Source organism: Cupriavidus sp. 05T313, from assembly GCF_056396665.1.
The window spans coordinates 1-16,760 of sequence record NZ_JBFTLX010000186.1; the positions used below are offsets into that span (position 1 = coordinate 1).

Below are 16,760 nucleotides of genomic sequence, written 5' to 3' on the forward strand. Positions count from 1 at the left end.
GAGCTAGCCACAGCCGAGCTAGCCACAGCCTGTGCAGTGGTGGTCAAAGTGGCCGAACACGCCACTATATTAATTTTTCATTTAGCATTTTGATAGAGAAAGACCACATTTCTTCTTCACGTTTTGCCCCCTCGGCGAGTTTTCCAGAAGACCCGCTGCTCGATCGTTCTCCACTGAAAGCGCGTTGTTTTGACTTTCGTATGTCGCCGTCCTAACATCTGTAATAGTTCTCGCTTCTCCTCGTCTGCCGGATGGAAGTATCGATGCCAGAGACAGACTCGGCGAACGGCACTTGGAAGTCACATGCAGCGTGGAATGCCAACGCATCGCCACACCCATCATAACCATGAAAATCGTCTTAAATCGCTAGTGATACCGGCATTAGGAGCGATCCCCACTCCCGCTAGAAACCCGATGGTCGATCTGGATTATCCATTTTGGATTTTTTTCACACCGCGCTAAACAATCGGATTTTGAGGAGCAATGCCATGTGCGGAATAGTCGGCGCAATTGCGCAACATGACGTCACGACTGCCTTGCTCGAAGGTCTGCGGCGTCTCGAGTACCGTGGCTACGATTCATGCGGTATCGCTGTGCTCAAGGAAGGGAAACTGCAGCGCCTGCGCAGCGTGGCCCGCGTGGCCAAGCTTGGGGAACAGGTGGCCGAGGAAGGCTTGCGCGGTACTTTGGGCATTGCCCACACGAGGTGGGCAACCCACGGCCCGCCGGCCACCTGCAATGCCCACCCCATTTTCTCGTGTGGCGAAATCGCCCTTGTCCACAACGGCATCATTGAGAATTTCGAAGCGCTACGCAAGTCATTGTGCGAGCGCGACTATGTCTTCGAATCGCAGACCGATACTGAAGCCATTGCACATCTTGTCCACTATCACTATCACCGCGGACAAAAAACCAGTTTGCTCGAGGCCGTCCGCCTCACGGTGGCCGAGTTGCAGGGCGCCTATGCAATTGCAGTGCTCTCGTCTCACGAGCCGGACCAGGTGATCGGGGCTCGCAGTGGCTCACCGCTTGTAGTGGGATTGGGGATGGCCGGTAATTACCTGGCATCCGACGCAATGGCGCTGGCTGGCAGCGCGAGTCGCTTCATCTATCTCGAGGAAGGCGATATRGTGGCATTGTCGCGTGCCGGCATAACGATGTTCGACCGGCGAGGTGTCGTCGTCACGCGTGCGGCGCTTGCGCTCGATACGGGGACCGGAAGTGTTGAACTCGGCCCCTACCGGCACTACATGCAAAAGGAGATTTTTGAGCAGCCGGCCGTTATCGCGGATCGAACGGAACAGCTCGTTGCGATTGGTCCCGAGCTGTTTGGGCCAATGGCGCAGAGCACATTCGACCAGATCGACGCACTACGCCTGCTGGCTTGCGGAACGAGCTACCATTCCGCGCTGACAGCGAAGTACTGGTTCGAGTCCATTGCCAGACTGCCGACCGACGTGGAATTCGCTAGCGAATATCGCTACCGGGATAGCGTACCGAATCCTAACGCGCTCGTGGTCGTAGTCTCGCAGTCCGGCGAGACGGCTGATACGCTTGCGGCACTCAAGCACGCTCAATCCCTAGGTCATCGGCACACGCTCGCGATATGCAATGTCGCAGGCAGCGCCATTGTGCGACAGGCCGAATCGCACTACCTGACGCGGGCGGGCACCGAGATCGGCGTCGCTTCCACGAAAGCCTTCACTACACAGCTGGTTGGACTTTTCCTGCTAGCCATTACATTGGCAAAGCAACGCGGCAGGATCGCCCCGTCGCAGGAGATGGCCCTCCTTACGCAACTGCGTAATCTGCCAGCCTCGCTCACCAGGGTGCTCGCGCTGGAGCCGTTGATCATGGCCTGGGCGGACGTCCTGGCGCAAAAGGAGAACGCCCTCTTTCTTGGGCGTGGCGTGCATTTCCCTATTGCCCTTGAGGGCGCCTTAAAATTGAAGGAGATCTCGTACATCCATGCCGAGGCCTTTGCCGCCGGAGAGTTAAAGCATGGCCCATTGGCGCTAGTGACAGACCAGATGCCGGTGGTGGCCATTGCGCCCAATGATGCGTTGCTTGAAAAGCTAAAGTCGAACATGCAGGAGGTTCGGGCGCGCGGCGGCGAACTGTATGTCTTCGCGGATTCGGGCACCATGATCGGCTCCTCGGTTGGCCTTAACGTTATCCGCATGCCGGAGAACTACGGCATGCTCTCCCCCGTCCTGCACGTTGTTCCCTTGCAATTGCTGGCGTATCACACTGCCTGCAAGCGGGGTACCGACGTTGACAAGCCGCGGAATCTCGCGAAATCGGTTACCGTCGAATAAAGGAATCCCGCCAGGGAAATGTCTTGGATTTACTCTCGACAAGGAGTGCTCGGATATGGCGTGGCGCATCGGTGCGGTGGCACTGCTCTCGGTGTGGTGGCGTCGGCCCAAAGCAGGAGGGATGCAAATGATGGCATGGCAATTTGGACCACAATTGTCCGATAATAGTCTTACCCGTTTTCGCTTGTGGGCGCCTGACGCCATCGAGCAAGGCTGGGCGGTGCGCCTTGAGGTGCTTGGTCTCGGACCAACGTTGATGCGCGAATCGAGCCATGGCTGGCTTGAGGTGGAGGCCCCTTGCGGTGCTGGTAGTCGCTACTGGTTTCGCCTGGACAACGGCATGTCGGTACCCGATCCGGCGTCGCGCGCGCAGGCGGTCGATGTCCAAGGCGCAAGCATCGTATGCGATGCCAGCAGTTATGCCTGGTGCAATCCGGACTGGCTTGGTCGCCCTCTGGCGGAGGCAGTCATCCATGAGACAGACAATGACTCCCATTGCAGCTTTATGGAAGTTGCCAGCCATCTACCCGCGCTCGCCGCACGCGGATTCACTGCGGTCAGCCTGAACCCTCATGCGCAGGATTCGGTAGCATGCAAGTGCTTCTACGCGCCGCTGCCCTTCGCCCCCGAGCGCTCGTACGGGGGCCTCAATCAACTGCGTGCACTGGTGGACCGGGCCCATGGTCTAGGCATGATGGTGCTGGTGACCCTTGCGTACGACCAGTTCGTTTCCGAGGGAAACCAGCTTGGGCATTACGCAAGTCCATTCTTCCAGTACAACGGATCGGGCAACGCCATCAATTTCCAGCATCCCGCGGTACGGCAGTACTTTACCGAAAATGTATTGTACTGGCTCATCGATTTCCAAATCGACGGGTTGTACCTTGTTGTGGCGGATAGCGCGGCGGCCGAATGCTGGATTTCCGAACTCGCCGCCACGGTGCGCGCCACCCTTCCTGAGGAGAGGCGTGTGCATCTGTTGGACTGCCGTGTCTAGTCTTTTTCCGCAGACCTCGGCGCCTCGGCCTCAGGGTTGAGGCGGTCCCAGCTCATCGCCCAGCCATACAGCGCAATGCAGCCAAACACGATCCAAGTTGGGCCCAGCACGAAAGACAGTAAGGGCATCAGCAGCAGGGAGTACTGGAACACGAGGTACGCGTGAAGCGTCAATTGCAACGGTACGGCAATCACGACAAAGGCAAGGGTGAACAGTGTCAGGCAGATCTTGCTTGGCCAAGAAAAATCGAAGATGTAGTAAACCAGAGCATGACCCCACGGGAGCAGGAACAGGAAGGCGAATGAGGTCTTCAGCCCGTTATCAACATATCCACTCACCGTATAAGGAAAGCTGTCCGGCGCCACGGCAAAGAAGAGAATCGCCGTGGTCTGTATGAAAATCGCGAACTGCAAAAAGTACCTTAGTGGCAGAAAGCGATCGGGGAGCCGCAGCGTAAGCAAGGCGACGATGATCGTGGCGGCTACCGTCACCCACCACGTGCGCAAGTTGGGTGCTATCGCTGGTACATACAGGTGCGGTAGGGTGATTTCGAGCGACGCCAAGGGCGTTGGCTTTTGAATTACGGTGCCGCCCATCCCTAGTTTTCCAATCCAGAACTCAAAAATGGCCGCCCACCCGGCGCTGAGTGCGCCGCGCAACATCCATTCGGCCACATTGAACAGGACTGGCACCAGCAGGATGATCGCCAGCCTAGGGGCCGATAGTGTCAGGTGGTCCAGGGATCGATGCCGGGCGCGGCATAGCACCTTAAGGCCGAGCGCATCCCCCTTGTCTGGATGCTCGGGAATGGCCCTATGGCGGGATGACATGGCTAGAACTCGACGAAGAAACCTATTTCCGCTTGCTTCCGATTGTAGGACGGGTTTTCGTAGTACACAGCACGAAGGTTGAACCCATAGCGCTTGGTAATCCATTTCCGCCAGACCAGTGAAACCTCATGGCTTGTGAAGTCGCTCAATATCGACTGTTCCCCCGTCAACTGATAGGCTTCCTTTCCGCCGTCGTACTTCAGGGTAATGTATTGCTCCTTGTCACGGCCGTAGGTCACCGCGATAATGCCGCGATTGGAGCGGATATTGCCTGGGTCGCTTCGGTTCAGACGCGCCCCCGCCTGAATGATCCAGGGTCCATCGAAGTAGTAGGTGGCGCCAAGCAGCAGCGTCTTGTCTGTATAGATTTCTTTGGCGCGGTAGTAGGTAAATCCAACRCTCGCMACCARGTTCTTTTTTTCAAGGAATTTTCGGAATAGCAGTCCGTCCACCCTGACCCGGGGCAGAAAGAACCCCCCAGAACTGGTGCCGGCGCTTAGGAAGCCGTACCAGTCCTCATTGAATATGCGCGTATACCCCGCACCGAAGAACGTGCCTTGATCTCCGAAATGGTTCTGGTGGCTGATTTCGCCGGTTACATAGTCTTTTGGGGTCAGGTGGACACCGCCTCTCAGATACTGGTCGTTCCAGTTCGAATTGTTGTCAGTGAGGTTAGCGTGTCCAAGACCACCCTCCAGGAATCCCGTGAGTAAGGGTGCGAAAGTTCTTGGCGCGTTGGCCTCTGCCTGCGCACGAGCGTGATTGGTTGCGCCAACCATCAGCAAGCCGAGAAGAGCGCACAAGCCTCTGCTATAGGTATCCGAGAGCGTCACCATTGATGTCCTATCGTATTTTTTTCGAAACCGCCGTCAGCGCTCTTGCCAAATAAGCTGCCTTTGCAGAGAATCAAGCGGACAGTCAGGTCACCAACCTTCTTTCAAGGGCAATCAGTCTGAATCCACGCCTCCTGCAGCGGGCCACTGGTCGGCAGCAGGCAATTGAAAAAAATCGGACACCCGTCAATGGAAACGACACCCCCCTTGGCAGGGAGAAATCGATAATGGTCGTTCCCGCGGCATGACGCTCAGCGACATTTCATGCCTGCCTGAACGGGTGCCAGCGACTGCTCGGGGGTTAGCCTCGCTTCAAACGCCAGATACAACGCCTCCTCAAGCACATTCCAGTGCTTCCCGTGCCGGAATTGAACGGATCGTACCCGCCAGCACGCGATTGCGTCCTTGTCTCCCATCTTATCCGCGACAAGGGCTATCAGGCCCCATGGAAAGTCGACCTCGGACGTCTGTAACCAGGTCATGCGATGTTCCTTCATCCAGGACTGATAGGCATTTTCGTTGGTCCGATTGGCAGGCTGTATATCGGCCAGAATCGGGAATATCTGGGCCACAGCATCGGGATAGAACTCCGACTTGTCGCGTGGCTGGGTACTCACCAGGAAACGCTCTGGCGGTCGCCAGAACACACGCAGAATGTCCTTGTCGAGCTGTTCGGCCTTACGCATCCAGTTGGCTGCGCCCACCCTGTCGCCCATCCGCAAGTAATAGCTGCTGACAGCCTTGAATGCGCTGGAAACCTCCACGTTGTCCATCAGCAATGCGACCGGCAAATCGGTTGAAATATAGTAGACGCCGGAACGCTTGTCGTACAGTGTGTCGAGATTCCGGCTGGCCTTATCGAAGCTCCTCTTCCAGGACGCCGGCATGCCCGCGGGCGGCACGGACCGCACCAGCACTTCCATCCAGGCTGCCATCAACGCATCATCCGCATCGGCTTCCTGACAGGAGACAAAGCGCTGGCCTTTCAAGCAATAGCGATCGAAACTGCCGTCGTCGTGCTGCCGCGGGAGTAGCCACGCTATCCACCGGCCCGCGGCCGCGTTCGTTTTCAGTCCGGCGTCCTGGGCAGCCAGCAGCGCCTTTGCGGCAAAGTACGGATCGATCGTGTCGCCGCCAAAATAGGTGGTGATTGCCCCGTCGGGGCGCTGATAGCCGGAAAGTACCAGGTCGGCTCCACAGGCCATCTGGTTGACGTGGGAGGCAAGCAGCAGTAGCAAAAGGAGAAGTTTCTTCATCGCATATGTGAGAAGTGCGCTACGGTGAGTCTATATGGCCCTTGGACACGACCCGTCCTTTCTCCAGCGCGCACGCCGCGCCAAAGACCACCGCGCCCACGCTCACGCGCATCACGGGTGCCACCACCGTGGTTGGTCTTTCTGCCGACCCTATCACACAGAGCGTCTCGATGTCCAACTCGCGCTCGGCCGAAACCGGCCCGGCAACCATGCACGATTTGGCTAGCACCATGGAGCCGGCGGCGATCAAGGCCCCGTCTATCCGCACCTCCGCCCCAAGCCGGATACTCCCGCTGGCCTTGACGCTGCCGGCAATCCTGGCGCCCGCGCCTATCCACAGATCGCCATGTACCACCAGGTCCCCTTGAAACATGCTTTGGGGGGAGATGGTTAGATCACGCGTCGCCAGCCAGCGCCCCTCCCCTGCGGCCTGCACATGTGCCGGAATCGCTTCCGTCCGGGTCTCGCCATTCTGCGGGCGCACGCTGCGCGGCGCGCTGGATTCTGCAAGATGGTGCATCCCGAATCCGATCACGCCTGCGCTGAGGTAAGCAAAATGGCATCCTTCATCAATGCGAATGGTGTGCGTGGCCGAGAGCGGGCCATCGAGGCGGCAGTGCGCCGCGATATGCGCGGAGCGTGCATGCGCCCAACGATGCAGTTCGCTGCCGCTTCCAATCGCGAGTTCTCCTTCGGATAGAACGGACTGCAAGTGATTCTTCTTTCCGGTCCGGATGCCGCGGGGGCCGTATATTTCATGCGTGAACGTAAAGCTGTCGGGCAGTATCAGCGATCCACTGGCGAGGACGGTCCGCTTGCAGACTCGCGAGGCTGCCTCCGCCCCGGTGGGCAACCATATGCCGGTCACATTGGCAACCGCATTCACACTGCGGATCGAATGGGCTGCACCACCGTGCCTCGTCGGCTCGGTTTGCATCACAATCATGGCACGGAGCTCCGCGGCCACGGCCGCGACGTCAAGCGTATGCTCGCTGTCGATCGCAAGCGGACGGATATCGCGCCGTCGCTGCCACTCAAGTACGGCTGGCACCAGCGGAAGGCCGAATACGAGCACAGTCAGCAAGCTCAGCAGCAAGGCCCACATCGGCTCAGTTCTCCTAGCGGTAACGCCTCGTCTTGTCCCAGCGGATTTGGCGCCGGAGCACGAAGTCGAAGGCGATCTGGCTGACGATAGCCCGTGACACGGTCACCACGCTTACCAGGAAGCCAAAGTAATTCAGGGGAAGCAGGCGAATACGCTCGCGGCTGCCATCCAGATAGACGGCAGCGGCGATCTCGAAGAACGCCGCGAAGTTTCCCAGGGTCCCATATGACATCAGCGCGAACAGGAAGATGGCCGCGCCGAGCAGCGGCATGCCGCTGGCATAGAACAGGGCGATGGCTAGCAGCCAGCCGCACAGCATCAGAGGCGCCATCATGTAGATGCCCAGCAAAGCCACGCCATCGATCTTCTCGAGGAGATTGTGATCGCGGCAAGTTGCCATTTTCCACCCGTGGCGGTAGAGCGCCTGGTTATGGCCCTTGGTCCAGCGCATGATCTGGCGGACACGGACGGGCCAGGTTTCCGGCACCTCTTCATAACACTCAGACCAGTTCTGATAGATCGTCTTCCAGTTGCTTAGCAGCAGCCGGTAGGTTAGATCCGTGTCTTCGGCCAGCACATCGTCGTGCCAGCCGCCCACACTTTTCAGTGCCCGCACTCTCACGCCGCCGACCGTCCCGCCATATTGAGGCACCAGGTTCAGGTTCATGCGGGCCTGTTGGTCCACCTGATAGCCGCCCGAGCGTTCCAGGTCCAGTAGCCGGGTAAGCAGATTGGTGCCGAGATTCATCGGCACCACCCTGCCCATGGTTGCGCCAACTTCGGGATCGAAGAATGGGGCCACCAGTTGCTTAAGCAGTCCTACCGGCGGCAGGTAGTCGGCATCGAACACGACGATGATGTTACTGGCAATGCGTTCGGTCGCGTCCTTGAGCGCCGCTGCCTTGCCCGGCTTTCCAGCAGAGCGGTGAAACGGGGAAATGCGGCCAGGATACTGCACCACAAAGTCGTCGATGATCTCTCGGGTCCGGTCGCTAGAGCGATCATTCACGGGCATGATGGTGAGTCGGTCGGCAGGATAGTCGGCGCGCAGCAGGCAGGCTAGCGACCCTGCGATCACTGCCTCCTCATTGTGAGCCGCGATCATGACCGTTAAGGTGGGCCAATCCGCGATGTCGATGTCGAGGTAGGGGTGACGTTGTTTGCCGAACAACCGGTTCAAGGTGAACAGATAGTGGCGCGTGGCATAGACGATGACTAGCCCGACGATCAGCAATAGGGCCACGGTGAGCGCAATAACGAGCCGCTGCCTGCCCGCTTGCACCGTGACCAYAGACGGGGGGGGCTGGGACCATATACGCTGGGGCGGCACTGGCTTGGCCTGCTCATCGGATTCCGGGGTGTCCGTCGATAGGCTGGCGAGTGCTATCAGCGCAAAGAGTCGATCGCCGCTTGGGCTTGCTGCCGCACTCGACGCGGCACTTGCGGCGACACGCGACGCGGCTTGCGGCGCCGTGGCCGCCCGGACAGGGGTACCGCCACGGCCGGCAACTTCGCCGGCTACCCCATCCGGGACAGATCCGATGCAAACGAGTAACTCGCCCAAAGTCAAAAATATGCGAAGCGCTTGGCGCATGCTTGAGGAATCTCAGTTTCATGTTTACCCACCACGGGGCACAGTTCCTGTGCGCCCCCGCGAAATCGCCACAAGCCCCGTTGCGCGCGCTAATGCTTTCCACTGGTGAAGGTCAATGTGGTTCCCGCTCCGGCGGTTACCAGCCAGTTCGTGGTATCCCATGTGACGACAGCCTGGCCTTGCGTCACGGCCGGCTGGTTGTACGTTGAACGGGGAAGCACCCAGGTCATGTCCGTCAAATCGGTCGGATTGCTGGCCTGGAACGTCCACGCGTTGCCGGTGTCAGTCGCCTGCCAGGTAGTCTGCTGACGCCGTTGGGCGAATTTCGCCAAGGTGTCCATCGTGTACCAGCTGAACTGTCCGTTCTGCGTCAGCGTCGTGGCTCGCGAAAAGAGCGAGTTCAATACACCCTTGTAATCCACCGCGCCGAGCGGATGCATATAGATCAGCCGGCTGGTGCGATTCTTGACGACGAAGTCCATCAACTGCTTGTACCAGGCGGTAATGCTGGAAGCGGGAACACCGAAGTCCTCGAATTCTTCGAAGGTCGCATACTCGCCGAAGGGCATCACCGGGAATGCCCGGATGGTGTTGTTTAGCAGCGCGCCGTTGCGATAGCTTCGGGTGGGCGCCATGCCGGTATGCCCGAGGAAGTAATAGCCAGTGTTGCCGTTGGCTTCCAGCCAGTTTATCGACCATTGCGGGGTATTACCTTCCGGTGCGGCGTACTCGATGCTCGGCTTTCCTGTTACCCCTTCAATGCTCTGTTTGTTAAGGACCAGATACTGTTCGAAGGTGGACTGGTTGGATTCGCTGGCATTAGCACCCCAGTAATCGTGAATCCATCCGCCATGACTTCCGATCTGGTGCCCCTTGCCCTGCATGTACAAAACCAGCTGCTGGGCTGTGGCGTTCTGAGACAGATTGATACCCTTGCCGTCGCCGAAGGCAATCTGATCGGGACCTGCGGTAATGACAATGGAGAACGGTCCGTTGTTGAAAATCCCCCAGCTCTTCAGCGTCTGCGCGGGCGCAATCTGATCCCCGGCGCAGAAGTGCATGTTCAGCACAAGCCCGGCCTTGGCTTTCGGCTGCGCGGAAAGCCTGGGCATCTTCATCAGATTGGTGCCGAAATAGCGCAGGAAACCGTGCATCAGCATGCCGTCTGTCTGTCCCTTCAGATACGCAAGCGGCAGGTTGACGAACAGAACGCCGCCCGAGCCAAAAGTCCGTAAGCCTGCCACCAGCCCGAAGTTTGGCGAGCTCAGCAGGGCACTGCCGGTATAACTTCCCTGCGTGACGAAGCTGGGATAGGTCAGGAAGCCATAGACGTAACCGGAAACCCCTTCCACGGGGTCGGTCGTGGAGGTGTTATCCCACACCATTGACTTGCCGGGAGCCACCTGAATGGTCCGTAGCGTGCTGCTCAGGCCAGTGATCGGTCCCAGGCCAATCATGAAGCCGCCCAGTTGGTCATAGAGCACGTAGTCGACCCCTGCGAGATTGCTGAGGCGACTCCTCGGCGACGAATAGAAGCCGGTGGTGGTGAGCGCGCCGAAGTCGTAGACCAGCATCACCTGGCCGCCTTGGGTAGTGTAATTCTCAAGTGCTGCGACCAGCGCATCGCTCGCGTTCACATGGACCTGGTCCGGCAGGATCAAGCCTGGGAACTGGGCAGGCGTCGTACCCTGGAGGAACTGCGTGTCGTTGATAACAGTGATCTTCAGGCCTTCTTCCAGTGCCGCGTCGAGCCAGGCCGAAACCCGCGGATCGGGCAGGGTCATCGTATCGGGCACCAGCAATGCAATCTGGTTGGTGGCGGCATGAGTCTTGGCGGGCAACGCCAGGGCCACCGCCAGCATTGCCAGTACGCAGCCCCTTTGCAGCAATGAGTAGAGATTGTGGAACACGGTCTTCTCCGAAGCGCGATTTGAATTGGCCTCGCCGTGCGCAACCCGCTGCTTCGCGGGTGCGTGTCCAAGCAAGCCACCTCGGACGCGGGTCTATACGCTCGTTTGCGGCAAAACGCCGCAATGCCTAAGCTTGTGTCAGTCCGGTTCGGCGCCCGGCGCAGGGGCGAGCGCGTACGAGCCTGCTTTGACCTTGGGGCCCTTTACGGCCTTGTTCGGGGGTTTTTTTGCGTTCTTCTTATCCTTCTCTTTCTTGTTCTTTCCTACCGCATCGGCTTCGACACCCACCTCTAACTGGCTGGCATGGTCATAGCCCTTCAGCCCACCAGGATCCGACGGGCTAGCGGGCAGATAAAGTGGCGTTTCAGCCGAGACCGCCGCGGCCTCTTCCGACAATGCGGCGTGGGCCGGTGCCGATGCAAGAGCGCTTGCGACAAGAAGCGCTGTTGTCACTGTTGCGAACCTCATCGTTCACTCCTCCCATAAAAGCGCCGGCCGTATTTCGGTGCCTGGACTGAAGAAACGCCGAGCAACGATGTTTGGGGGGGGGGGCGGCCAGCCTTGGTAAGTTATGGATTTGAATGCTTTATGTCCCAGCTATAAGATTGCTGGCCCAGCCATGGCAACCGAGAGTTGTCGTATTTCCGATAATCGACAGGCATGGTCGCCTCCAGTGCATTGACGATGCGTTCGCTGGCGTGGCCGTCGCCGAACGGGTTGTGCGCACGCGACATGCGGGCGTACTCATCCGGATCGTTCAGCAGCAACTCCGCGGCAGCGATGATACGTTCCGTATCGGTGCCCACCAGTCGCGCGGTGCCGGCGGCAATTGCCTCTGGGCGCTCGGTGGTGTCTCGTGTGACAAGGACCGGCTTGCCCAGCTCGGGCGCCTCTTCCTGGATCCCACCGGAATCCGTGACGATCATGTAGGCGGACGACATCAGGAAGACGAACTGCAAATACTCTTGGGGCTCGATCAGGTGGATGTTTGGATGTCCCCCCAGGATCGCTTGTACCGGTTCCCGCACGCGCGGATTGAGATGAACAGGATAGATAATCTGGATATCGTCATTGCGGTTAGCCAGCCTGCGCAACGCCGTGCAAAAGTGTTCGAACGGCGCGCCAAAACTCTCTCGCCGATGTCCTGTCACCAGCACCAGCCGGCGCGTACTGTCCAGATAGGGGTATTGCCCCATCAGCTGGATCCGCATGTCCAGATCATTATCCAGCCGGCGCTTGACCTCGAGCAAGGCATCGATTCCAGTGTTGCCCGTCAGGCTGATGCGGGCGGGGTCCACGCCTTCTCGCAATAGCGTGTCCTGCGCCTGTTGCGTTGGCGCAAAGTGCCACGACGCCATAACATCTGTGACGCGTCGGTTCATTTCCTCCGGCCACGGTGCGTTGAGATTTCCGCTCCGCAAGCCAGCTTCGACATGCCCGACGGAAATGTTGCGATAGAACGCGGCAAGCGTGGCCGCCAGGGTGGTGGTGGTATCGCCGTGAACCAGCATGGCATCCGGCGTGTACTGATCCAACACGGCATGAACGCCTGAGAGCACCCGCGTCGTGATGTCGGAGAGACTCTGTCCGACGCTGATAACATCCAGGTCAAAGTCCGGAACTATTTTGAAAAGCTGCAGTACCTGATCGAGCATATGGCGATGCTGCCCGGTGACGCAGACCCGCAGATCGAAGCCCGTTGATATCCGCAACCTGTGAATCAGGGGCGCCATCTTGATGGCTTCCGGCCGCGTTCCGAAAACGGCGAGCACCTTTGGCATTGGGAATCCTCTCGTAGTGAGGCGGGTCCACTACTGAGAATCCTCGTGACTCCCAGGGCTCTCCGGTCGAGTCATGACATGAACGATCGGGGTTCTTTTCTCAGCAGCGCGATGCTAGAGACTAATTACCGCAAAAACTGTGCCAACTGAACGTAACTTATTGATTAATTGGAAGATTCTATTCAATGAATTCAATACATGACACAGCGCTTATCTGAAATGGTTGCAGGTTTGAAACAAGGCCGGCGGGTGCGCGTGCCGGAGAGGGCAGCAGTTTAGTGAATCGCGCGGTCCCGCATGGCCAAGGCTCTCAGAAGGCTGCTGCGTGAGCGCACCGCATCGCGATGTGTATCAATGTTGCCTTCCCCGCCAAGCGGCATCAGTCCAATCCCGCGATGACGAGGTCCCCGAAAATGCTTGTCGAGTCTCTGGCCGGGATAGGCCGGCGCATTCAGCCAGATGACCTGCATCCAAATGGGGAGGCTCCAAGCCAGTCCTTTCAAACCGGAAAATACTCCTACTTTTGGCTGAACTCGAGAGGATCAACGGCTGTGTTAGGAGGAAGACGAAAGGGTTACATGTATGAAACATGCCTTAGGTCAGATTTAAATATCTAGCGAACCTTGGTGGGCTTTGTGACCCAAATACCACTGAGAGCAGCGTCGCTCGCCAGCCACAGGGCCAGATTGCCACGCCAAACTGAGGGTCGGGGCGACCGGTTCCCGCGGTGAGAACGCCTGCTCGAGGCGTCCTCGCTCCTGGCCATACCGATCACGGTGAGCTTCATTTGGGACACCTCCCGCTAAGGTGGTTGCACACTCGCCACTTTGGCACAGCGGTGCCCTCGTGCTGAGGCTTCTCTTAGTTCCTCTCGCAGGTGAGCGCCCGTTGCCGGGGGAGGCGTCCATACCATCTTCCCTAGCAAAAGCTTTCTGCCTGAAATGCGTTGTATGCAATGACAGAACACAGAAGATTGCATCACGACGCGCAAGGACTAGCGCCCCCTCAAGGCCGCCACATCACTTGGCGGGAGCACAACCAGCTTTTTTTCGTCCGCTGGCCGTGACCAGGAGTACAGCGGCATCCTAGATGTCGCTAGTGGACACACCGCGCTGCGCGTCAACTGCCCCTCGCCTACTTCGACTGCCTCCTAAAATTTCCGGGCGTCGCTTGCAGCAAGGGTCACCATGTTCTGCGAGAGGCAAGAGGATTGCGAATCTCCGATGTGATGGAGAAAGTCATTGTCCCGTAGCTCGTCGGTCAGCATTTCCTGCATGAAGAATCGGTAGTCCCATTCATCGCCCTTCTCGATCCCAAGCACAATCGGCACTGCCTCAGAGGTGGCGCCGTTTGTTCGGACAGGGATCCGGAGTTTTTAAGTGGAAGCGCTGGGGCAGTCAGGCTGCCGATTTGATCGCTGGCAGCGAGGCGAAGGACGGTGAACTGGCTGCCCTGGTCGGTGTTGACGATCTCCGGCGCGCCGTATTTCGCAAAGGCCTCCTCAAGCGCCTCGACAGCATGGCAACTCTCCAGAGTGATCGCCACCCGGTGGGCCAGTACTTTGCGGCTGGCCCAGTCCACCACCGCCGTCAGATACACGAAGCCCCGCGCCATCGGAATGTAGCTCGTGTCCAGCGCCCACACCTGGTTGGCGCGATCGATCTTCCGGTCGCGCAGTAGGTATGGCCAGATCTTGTGCGCCGCATTCTTGCGACTCGTGTTCGGGCGACGGTACAGCGCCTCGATGCCCATGCGCTTCATCAGCGTGCGCACGTGCCGGCGGCCGACCGGGATGCTCTCCCGTCGCAACAGGCGGGCCAGCATGCGTGCGCCCGCGAAGGGATGCTCCAGATGCAGTTCGTCGATTCGGCGCATCAGCTTCAGATCCGCGTCGCTGACCGGACGCGGCTGGTAGTAGGCGCTCGATCGGGCAATGCCGACCAGCTTGACCTGGCGGCTCACCGGCAGCGGGTGATCGCGGTCAATCATCGCTTTCCGCTCAGCAATCCCGCTTTGCTGAGCGCGCTTTCTAAAAAATCATTCTCCAGCGTCAACTGGCCGATCTTTGCATGTAGCGCCTTCACGTCCACCGGCGGCTCGGCCGCAGTCTTGGCTTTGCCGCCGAACACGTCCGCAGCATGCTCCGCCAACTGCTGCTTCCACTCCGTGATCTGGCTCGGGTGCACGTCATACTGCTGGGCCAGCTCCGCCAACGTCTTGTCGCCCTTGAGCGCGGCCATGGCCACCTTGGCCTTGAAGGTCGCCGAGTGGGTCCGTCTGTTTCGTTTCGTCATCTTCTGGGTCCTTTATGCTCGCCATTATGGCTGGCTCAGGCCCCAGCTTTTCCACTTAGCCGACTGTCCGAATTTCCGCGGCCACCTCTCTCTTCCCGCTTTCAGAAGTCGATAGTCGCTCAAACCGCGAGCCAGACAGACCCCACTGCGTGAACTCTCCCGCGCCCTTCTTGTGGATTGCGCTCACAATCGTGTTCGCAAGGTGGGCCAGGACGGTCTACACGGTCGTCTTGTCCAACTCAGTCGCGGCGACTAGGTGTGCGAGTAGGCTCGACTTGTTGAACGGACAGGATCGAACCGATGGCGCCATTCGACCGAGACGATGATCAATCGGGGGGCAGCACATCGACCTACGCTTCGTTGGTTGGAGGACCACACTGCTTTTATTTAGGCCTAATGAAGAGACAAAGTCGACTTGGCGAATTTGTTTGCCGAAGAACTAACGCTTTTGCGCACTCCGCATCCAAATCACGTGATCAATCAGGAGGTGGAGGGCGACACGCAGGGCGTTTGGGATGGTCGACGCCTGCAGCAGTTGCTCGGCAATCTGGTGGTAAATGCAATCAAGTACGGCACAACGGACGAGCCAGTGCGAGTGGTTGTGACCGGCGACGAGAAGGAAGTTCGTTTTGAGGTCAGGAATAGTGGGCAAGCCATCGAGCAATCGACCCTTGCTCAACTCTTTGACCCTCTAAAGCGAGCCCCCGTGCATGAGAGTAGCCATACAGCCGATGGCAGCCTTGGACTGGGCCTGTACATTGCGCGCGAGATTGCCCGAGCCCACGGTGGCGAGATAACAGCACGGTCCGACCAAGTAGAAACAGTGTTTGCTGTCCGCCTGCCTCGCTGCGAGTAGAACTCATGTTGCAGATCGTTATTTCCGCCAATGCCGATATTTTGACGCTGTTGCCTCCCCTTGCGCTGACGCTTTCCAATCTCACGGAGCACCGCAGTGAGCATGCCAGGTTCTTAGAGCCCGTTTGAAAATTCACCGCAGATGTGTTCTAACGTTTGGATGTGAAAAAAAGAACATCGAGAGCGGCAGGCAAGCATGGCGGCCAAGACGAAGCGGTATCCGAGCGATCTGACGGACATGGAGTGGGCAGCGATGGAGGGACTGCTGCCGAAGCCCGCACAGCGGGGGCGGCGCAGGACGGCTGATCTGCGGGAGGTCATCAACGCCTTGCGATACCTGGTGCGCTCGGGGTGTGGCTGGCGCATGCTACCCAAGGACTTTCCGGTCTGGCAAACGGTGTACTGGTGGTTTCGCCGACTGATGCGCCGGTTCCTGTTCCAGACGCTTCATGACGTAGTGCYAATGCTCGATAGGGAGTTGGAAGGCAGACAGCCTTGCCCAAGCGCGGGCGTGGTGGATAGCCAGTCGGTAAAGGCGCCAGCGGCGAAGGAACGTGGCTATGACGCGGGAAAGAAGATCGTCGGGCGCAAGCGGCATATTGCCGTGGATACGAATGGCCGGTTGCTGATGGTGAACTTGACGCCTGCAGACATCGCCGATAGCACCGGGGCGTTGGCAGTTCTGGAGGCCCTAAAGAAGCGTTGGCCGGGACTGAAGCATCTGTTTGCAGATGGCGCATACGATCGTCGCACGTTGATGGATAAAGCCGCGACGCTCGACTTCGTCGTGCAGGTTGTGCGCCGCCACGAGGATCAAGTTGGCTTCGCGGTGCTACCCCGGCGTTGGGTGGTGGAACGTACCTTCGGTTGGATGGTTCGCTGGCGTCGCCTTGTCAGGGACTACGAGCGACGTCCTGATGTGTCCGAGGCCATGGTCTATATCGCAATGGGCGGGCTGCTGCTACGCAGAATCGCCCATCCCTGAAT

At 58.8% G+C, this 16,760-nt stretch carries 14 protein-coding genes and 2 pseudogenes; 6 read left to right on the forward strand and 10 right to left on the reverse strand.

Going from position 1 to position 16,760, the window contains the following annotated elements; all coding sequences use genetic code 11:
- The 3 genes from AC1DKD_RS29965 to AC1DKD_RS29975 all read left to right on the forward strand — a co-directional run.
- On the forward strand, positions 1 to 215 hold a 215-nt coding region (locus tag AC1DKD_RS29965), incomplete at its 5' end, for a hypothetical protein (RefSeq protein WP_477144058.1).
- Between the two features lie 273 nt (positions 216 to 488).
- Positions 489 to 2,318: a glutamine--fructose-6-phosphate transaminase (isomerizing) gene (glmS, locus tag AC1DKD_RS29970; RefSeq protein WP_477144059.1), complete on the forward strand. Its 1,830-nt coding sequence runs from the start codon at positions 489 to 491 to the stop codon at positions 2,316 to 2,318.
- 55 nt (positions 2,319 to 2,373) lie between these two features.
- The gene (locus tag AC1DKD_RS29975; protein WP_441627191.1) at positions 2,374 to 3,315 is read left to right on the forward strand and encodes an alpha-amylase family protein; all 942 of its coding nucleotides are present in this window, start codon (positions 2,374 to 2,376) and stop codon (positions 3,313 to 3,315) included.
- Here the strand turns inward: AC1DKD_RS29975 and AC1DKD_RS29980 are convergent.
- From AC1DKD_RS29980 to AC1DKD_RS30025, 10 genes and pseudogenes are all read right to left on the reverse strand, one after another.
- Positions 3,312 to 4,145, reverse strand: a complete 834-nt coding sequence (locus AC1DKD_RS29980) for a hypothetical protein (protein WP_441627193.1) — start codon at positions 4,143 to 4,145, stop codon at positions 3,312 to 3,314. The genes AC1DKD_RS29975 and AC1DKD_RS29980 overlap by 4 nt on opposite strands.
- A gap of 2 nt (positions 4,146 to 4,147) precedes the next feature.
- Positions 4,148 to 4,981: a YaiO family outer membrane beta-barrel protein gene (locus tag AC1DKD_RS29985; RefSeq protein WP_441627194.1), complete on the reverse strand. Its 834-nt coding sequence runs from the start codon at positions 4,979 to 4,981 to the stop codon at positions 4,148 to 4,150.
- 248 nt (positions 4,982 to 5,229) lie between these two features.
- Positions 5,230 to 6,234 (reverse strand): hypothetical protein, encoded by a 1,005-nt coding sequence (locus AC1DKD_RS29990; RefSeq protein ID WP_441627196.1) that lies wholly within the window; start codon positions 6,232 to 6,234, stop codon positions 5,230 to 5,232.
- 19 nt (positions 6,235 to 6,253) lie between these two features.
- Positions 6,254 to 7,339 (reverse strand): bactofilin family protein, encoded by a 1,086-nt coding sequence (locus AC1DKD_RS29995; protein WP_441627198.1) that lies wholly within the window; start codon positions 7,337 to 7,339, stop codon positions 6,254 to 6,256.
- A 13-nt stretch (positions 7,340 to 7,352) separates the two neighbouring features.
- Complete coding sequence (locus AC1DKD_RS30000; RefSeq protein WP_477144060.1) at positions 7,353 to 8,933, reverse strand: glycosyltransferase family 2 protein; 1,581 nt, start codon at positions 8,931 to 8,933, stop codon at positions 7,353 to 7,355.
- An 89-nt stretch (positions 8,934 to 9,022) separates the two neighbouring features.
- Complete coding sequence (locus tag AC1DKD_RS30005; RefSeq protein ID WP_477144061.1) at positions 9,023 to 10,795, reverse strand: polysaccharide deacetylase family protein; 1,773 nt, start codon at positions 10,793 to 10,795, stop codon at positions 9,023 to 9,025.
- Positions 10,796 to 10,981: 186 nt separating this feature from the next.
- Complete coding sequence (locus tag AC1DKD_RS30010) at positions 10,982 to 11,311, reverse strand: hypothetical protein (RefSeq protein WP_441627202.1); 330 nt, start codon at positions 11,309 to 11,311, stop codon at positions 10,982 to 10,984.
- Positions 11,312 to 11,412: 101 nt separating this feature from the next.
- Complete coding sequence (gene wecB, locus AC1DKD_RS30015) at positions 11,413 to 12,624, reverse strand: non-hydrolyzing UDP-N-acetylglucosamine 2-epimerase (protein WP_441627204.1); 1,212 nt, start codon at positions 12,622 to 12,624, stop codon at positions 11,413 to 11,415.
- A gap of 1,437 nt (positions 12,625 to 14,061) precedes the next feature.
- Positions 14,062 to 14,918 (reverse strand): annotated as a pseudogene (locus tag AC1DKD_RS30020) (IS3 family transposase); the annotation flags it as partial.
- A 136-nt stretch (positions 14,919 to 15,054) separates the two neighbouring features.
- Positions 15,055 to 15,201, reverse strand: a pseudogene (locus tag AC1DKD_RS30025) (HU family DNA-binding protein); the annotation flags it as partial.
- 132 nt (positions 15,202 to 15,333) lie between these two features.
- Here AC1DKD_RS30025 and AC1DKD_RS30030 point away from each other — a divergent pair.
- The 3 genes from AC1DKD_RS30030 to AC1DKD_RS30040 all read left to right on the forward strand — a co-directional run bounded on the left by AC1DKD_RS30030 (position 15,334) and on the right by AC1DKD_RS30040 (position 16,758).
- A complete protein-coding gene (locus AC1DKD_RS30030; protein WP_441627208.1) occupies positions 15,334 to 15,774 on the forward strand; it encodes a sensor histidine kinase in 441 nt (146 codons plus the stop codon).
- Between the two features lie 5 nt (positions 15,775 to 15,779).
- Entirely contained in the window at positions 15,780 to 15,902 is a 123-nt protein-coding gene (locus tag AC1DKD_RS30035; protein ID WP_441627210.1) for a hypothetical protein, read from the forward strand.
- Between the two features lie 67 nt (positions 15,903 to 15,969).
- Positions 15,970 to 16,758, forward strand: a complete 789-nt coding sequence (locus AC1DKD_RS30040; protein ID WP_477144062.1) for an IS5 family transposase — start codon at positions 15,970 to 15,972, stop codon at positions 16,756 to 16,758.
- The last annotated feature ends 2 nt before the right edge of the window (positions 16,759 to 16,760 follow it).

Bases quoted from the DNA above. Each gene is read 5' to 3' on its own strand.
- AC1DKD_RS29975 (WP_441627191.1), top strand. From the start codon at position 2,374: ATGGCGTGGCGCATCGGTGCGGTGGCACTGCTCTCGGTGTGGTGGCGT.
- AC1DKD_RS29980 (WP_441627193.1), bottom strand. From the start codon at position 4,145: ATGTCATCCCGCCATAGGGCCATTCCCGAGCATCCAGACAAGGGGGAT.
- AC1DKD_RS29990 (WP_441627196.1), bottom strand. From the start codon at position 6,234: ATGAAGAAACTTCTCCTTTTGCTACTGCTGCTTGCCTCCCACGTCAAC.
- AC1DKD_RS29995 (WP_441627198.1), bottom strand. From the start codon at position 7,339: ATGTGGGCCTTGCTGCTGAGCTTGCTGACTGTGCTCGTATTCGGCCTT.
- AC1DKD_RS30005 (WP_477144061.1), bottom strand. From the start codon at position 10,795: ATGCTGGCGGTGGCCCTGGCGTTGCCCGCCAAGACTCATGCCGCCACC.
- AC1DKD_RS30010 (WP_441627202.1), bottom strand. From the start codon at position 11,311: ATGAGGTTCGCAACAGTGACAACAGCGCTTCTTGTCGCAAGCGCTCTT.
- wecB (WP_441627204.1), bottom strand. From the start codon at position 12,624: ATGCCAAAGGTGCTCGCCGTTTTCGGAACGCGGCCGGAAGCCATCAAG.
- AC1DKD_RS30035 (WP_441627210.1), top strand. From the start codon at position 15,780: ATGTTGCAGATCGTTATTTCCGCCAATGCCGATATTTTGACGCTGTTG.